This is a genomic window from Leptolyngbya sp. FACHB-711 (assembly GCF_014695615.1).
Taxonomy (GTDB): domain Bacteria; phylum Cyanobacteriota; class Cyanobacteriia; order Elainellales; family Elainellaceae; genus Leptolyngbya_A.
Window position 1 is genome coordinate 1 of the sequence record NZ_JACJOR010000267.1, and the last position, 4,067, is coordinate 4,067.

General features: G+C 51.8%; 2 protein-coding genes. Both read left to right on the forward strand.

The genetic code is table 11. The features are described from left to right. The coding region (locus H6F80_RS10415) for an efflux RND transporter periplasmic adaptor subunit (protein ID WP_190791493.1) at positions 1 to 772 on the forward strand (772 nt) is incomplete at its 5' end. 62 nt (positions 773 to 834) lie between these two features. Continuing rightward, entirely contained in the window at positions 835 to 3,969 is a 3,135-nt protein-coding gene (locus tag H6F80_RS10420; protein WP_190791494.1) for an efflux RND transporter permease subunit, read from the forward strand. The last annotated feature ends 98 nt before the right edge of the window (positions 3,970 to 4,067 follow it).

Below are 4,067 nucleotides of genomic sequence, written 5' to 3' on the forward strand. Positions count from 1 at the left end.
CGTGGACGATCGCGTGGTGCTGGCAACTGCTAACGTCTATGAGAAGGATCTAAGTCAGGTCGCTCAGGGACAGCGAGTACGGGTTACAGTGTCAGGTCTTCCCAATCAGGTATTTGAAGGACGGATCACTACGATTGGATCAGCTGTCGAAGGAGACAGCCGGGTTGTGCCAGTAAAAGCAGAATTAGACAACGCTGATGGAGCACTCAAACCAGGAATGTTTGCTGAACTGGAAGTGCTAACTGACCGCACCCCAGAACCCGTTGTCGTCGTTCCTGAGTCAGCGATCGTTGAGGCAAATGGTCAGCAGCTTGTCTTTGTCCAGAACGGCAACACCTTTCAGCCCATAGAAATAACGCTGGGCAGACAGGCTGGAAACTTGGTTGAAGTGAAAAGCGGACTGTTTGATGGCGATCGAGTTGTGACTCAACGGGCGAATCAACTATACGCTCAATCATTACGAGGTGGCACGGCAGAGCCAGAGCAAGCTGAAGCAGCCGAAGCAACTACAGTGCGTGCCCCTTTGCCGTGGTGGGTTGTCATCCTAGGAGGCGGGATGCTAGCGATCGGTACGTTTGTTGCAGGTGCTTTCTGGTCCAATCGTCGCAACCGCAGGCAACTCACTGCAACGATTAACCAACTGGAACATTTAGAAGGTTCTCACAACGGACATCACGCTCAGTCCAGGTCTGATTATGAGCCTGCTCTCCGCTCAGTAGAGGCTCATCACCCAGAGTCTGAAGCTCGAACTCCGCCTCACCAGCATCACTGAGTTGCGTCCTAGCGATCGCTCTTAATTTAGTCAGTGATCGCCCTACTAACAATTAAATTCCTATGCTGAGTTCTATCATTCAATGGGCCATCGCCCGCCGCTGGCTGGTGATTTCGGGCGCAATGATCCTAACTATCTGGATCTTTCGCACCATTATTCAGATGCCGCTGGATGTATTCCCCACGTTTGCACCACCGCAGGTCGAAATCCAAACGGAAGCACCGGGACTGGCTCCAGAAGAAGTGGAATCGTTGGTGACATTGCCGATCGAAAGCGCAATCAATGGCACACCAGGCGTGAGTGCAGTACGGTCTTCCAGTGCAGCCAGTATTTCAGTGGTGAGAGTAGTTTTCAACTGGGGCACCGATATCTATCAAGCCCGACAGCTTGTGACGGAACGATTGCAGTCTGCTGAAAGCAAACTGCCAGAAGGGATTGAAACCCCGCAAATTGCACCCATCAGTTCGCCCATTGGCACGATCGTCACCTATGCCTTCACATCCCAGACAATTGACTTGATGGAAATGCGGCGAATTGTTGATTGGCAAGTCACAAATCGCCTTCTAGCAGTGCCAGGAGTCACGCAAGTCATCGTGTTTGGTGGCGATGAGCGGCAGTACCAAGTTCTAGTATCCCCAGAAAAACTACAGGCGTTCAACGTTTCCCTTCAAGACGTATCAGAAGCAGTGGCGGCGGCAAACGTGAATGCGCCAGGGGGGTATTTGATTACGCCCGATCGCGAAAAACTGATTCGAGGCATCGGGCGAATCGAAGACATTGAAGCCTTGAAGCAATCTGTGATTACGGCTCGCAGTGGCACACCTGTCAGAATCACAGATGTTGCCGATGTGAAAATTGGCGCAGCCGTGAAGCGCGGAGATGCCAGCGTCAACACCCAAAAAGCGGTCGTGGCGATCATCAACAAACAGCCCCAAGCCGACACGCCGACCGTCACCCGCGCCGTTGAAGCCGCAATGACCGAGGTAAAAGCTGGGTTGCCAGAAGGGATCCAGGTAGACACGACCTTTCGCCAAGAGACTTATATTGATGCGTCGATCGAAAATGTGCGGACAGCCTTAATCGAAGGCAGCATCATCGTTGCCTTGATCCTGATTCCATTCTTGATGAACTGGCGCAACTTGGCGGTCTGTTTGGCGGCGCTGCCTCTGTCTTTATTGGTTGGTGTGCTGGCACTCAACTGGCTCGGACAGGGCTTGAACACTATGACCCTGGGAGGATTGGCAGTGGCGATCGGGTCTGCGGTCGATGATGCGATCGTGGATGCCGAAAACGTCTACCGCTGCTTACGAGAAAATAAATACTCTCCCCATCCCCGCCCGGTTTTAGAGGTCGTGTTTGATGGGTGTCAGGAAGTGCGCGATTCCGTATTTGGAGCCACCATTATTACGATCGTCGTCTTTTCTCCTATCTTTGCACTCACAGGCGTAGAAGGCAGCATTTTCATCCCAATGGGGTTGGGCTACTTGGCAGCGGTATTAGCTTCCAGCGTTGTCGCCTTGACCGTCACGCCTGCGCTCTGCGCGATTCTGCTGCCCTATGGTCGCCTGCCTGAACGCGAACCCTGGGTTGCTCGGTTCTTCAAAAGAATCTATTTACCACTGCTCACATTTTCAATGCGGCGATCGACCGTTATTTTAGGCATTGCAGTGGCAAGTCTAGTGGCGGCGGCGATCGTTGTGCTCTCATTTGGACGCATCTTTCTCCCAGAATTTCAGGAGCAATCGTTGGTCAACACGCTGCTGCTTTATCCCGGTTCATCGTTGGACGCAACGAACGGTGCTGCATCCGTACTGGAATATAAGCTGAAGGATAATCCTAACTTTCAGAGCATTCAAGTGCGGTCAGGACGGGCAGCCGGCGATGCTGATGCCGCAGGTGTGAATCTAACTCACCTGGACGTGGAGTTGAGCGAGATAGGGATGAGAGACCGCGAAGCCAGTGTGGAGCTGTTACGCGAGGAGTTTAGCAAAGTGCCGGGAGCCGCACCCAACGTGGGGGGCTTCATCTCCCACCGCATGGACGAAGTGCTCTCAGGGGTCAGAAGCGCGATCGCCGTCAAAATCTTTGGACCTGAATTAGAACAACTTCGTACTCTGGGACAGCAAGTGAATGATGTCATGCAATTGGTTGAGGGCATTGTTGATCTCCAGCTTGAACCACAGATTCCAGTTGAACAAGTTCAGATTCAGTTCGATCGCGTTGCTGCTGCCCGATATGGTTTAACCATTAGGCAACTTTCAGAAACGATCGAAACAGCGCTCAATGGACGAGTGGTTTCACAAGTTTTAGAGCAACAGCAAACCTTTGACTTAGTGGTGTGGTTGGAACCAGAAGCCCGCCAAAGCCTGGACACGATTGGTAACTTAATGGTTGATACGCCCGGTGGCAATAAAATTCCGCTGGCTCAGGTGGCAACGGTTCAAGACGGCACAGGACCGAACACGATTAACCGTGAAAACGTCTCTCGCTTGATTGTGGTAGCCGCTAACGCTCAAGGGAGAGATTTGCGATCTGTCGTAAACGATATTCAGGCAAAGGTTAATCAGCAGGTGCAGATTCCTGCAGGTTATTACATCCAATACGCAGGACAATTTGAAGCGGAAGCACGGGCATCTCAAAACATTTTGCTCTTCAGCGCGATCGCCTTTGTCGTGATTACGATCATCATGTATCTCTCGGTGAAATCAGTGGCTTCCACCGCCATGATTATGATTAACCTGCCTCTAGCGTTGGTTGGCGGCGTGATCGCTGTTGCACTGACAGGAGGCATCTTGTCGATTGCCTCGCTGGTAGGGTTTGTGACGCTGTTTGGGGTTGCTACCCGAAATGGGTTGCTGCTGGTAGACAACTACAACACCAAGTTTGCCGCCGGAATGCCGTTGAAAGACCTCCTGATCCAAGGATCGATGGAACGGCTCAACGCCATTCTGATGACGGCGTTTACCTCAGCGTTAGGATTAGCACCCCTTGTCTTAGCAGGTGGACCTGGAAAAGAGCTACTGCAACCCCTATCGATCGTTGTTTTGGGTGGACTATTTACCTCTACCGCCCTGACGCTGCTGATATTACCCGCGCTTTACGCGAAGTTCGGCAAGTACCTTTTCCCCAAAAGGTCGGTCGTTGAGAACGGCAAAGTCTCTCAACCAGAGATGGAGCGGATTCAAGGAAATGTTTAACCGTTGGGTCAGCAGTTTTTTCACCCACTAACACTGCTTTGTCAGAGCCGACTTCATCTTGTCAGTTTTTCATTTAACTCATTCAAGGAACTAAGCCA

Bases quoted from the DNA above. Each gene is read 5' to 3' on its own strand.
- H6F80_RS10420 (WP_190791494.1), top strand. From the start codon at position 835: ATGCTGAGTTCTATCATTCAATGGGCCATCGCCCGCCGCTGGCTGGTG.